Source organism: Streptomyces sp. SID3212 (genome assembly GCF_009865405.1).
In the GTDB taxonomy this organism is placed as follows: domain Bacteria; phylum Actinomycetota; class Actinomycetes; order Streptomycetales; family Streptomycetaceae; genus Streptomyces.
The window spans coordinates 1-1224 of sequence record NZ_WWJY01000666.1; the positions used below are offsets into that span (position 1 = coordinate 1).

General features: G+C 73.2%; 1 protein-coding gene. It reads left to right on the top strand.

Annotation, left to right across the window (positions count from 1 at the left end):
* Window positions 1-1224 (top strand): leucyl aminopeptidase (locus GT042_RS20025; RefSeq protein WP_161310093.1); only part of this gene is annotated, 1224 nt, incomplete at both ends.

Genomic DNA, 1224 nt, shown 5'->3' on the forward strand with positions numbered 1-1224 from the left:
GGCTCCGAGGCGCTGCGCCGCGCCGCCGGCGCCGCCGCCCGCGCCCTGTCGGGCACGAAGAAGGCCGCGTTCGCGCTGCCCGTCGAGGCCGCCGAGGACGTCGAGGCCATCGCCGAGGGCGCCCTTCTGGGCGCGTACGCCTTCACCGTCTACCTGGGCGGCGAGAAGTCGGCCAAGAAGAACGGCAACGGCCCGAAGCTGCCGCTCGGCGAGGTCGCCCTGCTGGGCGCCAAGCCCCGCGACAAGGCCCACAAGGCCGCGGCGGACCGCGCGATCGCGCTGACCGAGGAGGTCAACCGCGCCCGCGACCTGATCAACACCCCGCCGAACGACCTCACCCCCGAGGGCTTCGCCGCCGTGGCCACCGCCGCCGGCAAGGACCACGGCGTCAAGGTGCAGGTGCTCGACGAGAAGGCGCTCGCCAAGGGCGGCTTCGGCGGCATCCTCGGCGTGGGCCAGGGCTCGGTGAACCCGCCGCGCCTGGTGCGGCTCGCGTACACCCACCCCGAGGCGGAGAAGACGCTCGCCCTGGTCGGCAAGGGCATCACGTACGACTCGGGCGGCATCTCGCTCAAGCCGCCGGGGCACAACGAGACGATGAAGTGCGACATGAGCGGCGCCGCCGCCGTGTTCGCCGCCGTCGTCACGGCCGCCCGGCTCGGCCTGCGCGTCAACGTGACGGGCTGGCTCGCCCTGGCCGAGAACATGCCCTCGGGCTCCGCCACCCGCCCGGGTGACGTCCTGCGCATGTACAGCGGCAAGACCGTCGAGGTCCTCAACACCGACGCCGAGGGGCGGCTGGTCCTCGCGGACGCGCTGACCCGCGCCTCGGAGGAGAGCCCCGACGCGATCGTCGACGTGGCGACGCTGACCGGCGCGATGGTCCTGGCGCTGGGCAACCGCACCTTCGGGATCATGTCGAACGACGACGCGTTCCGTACGTCGATCCACGAGATCGCCGAGGAGGTCGGCGAGGCCTCGTGGCCGATGCCGCTCCCCGCCGACCTGCGCAAGGGCATGGACTCCCCCACCGCCGACATCGCCAACATGGGCGAGCGGATGGGCGGCGGCCTGGTCGCCGGGCTCTTCCTGAAGGAGTTCGTCGGCGAGGGCATCACGTGGGCGCACCTCGACATCGCGGGCCCCGCCTTCCACGAGGGGGCGCCGTTCGGCTACACCCCCAAGGGCGGTACGGGCTCCGCGATCCGCACCCTCGTCAAGCTC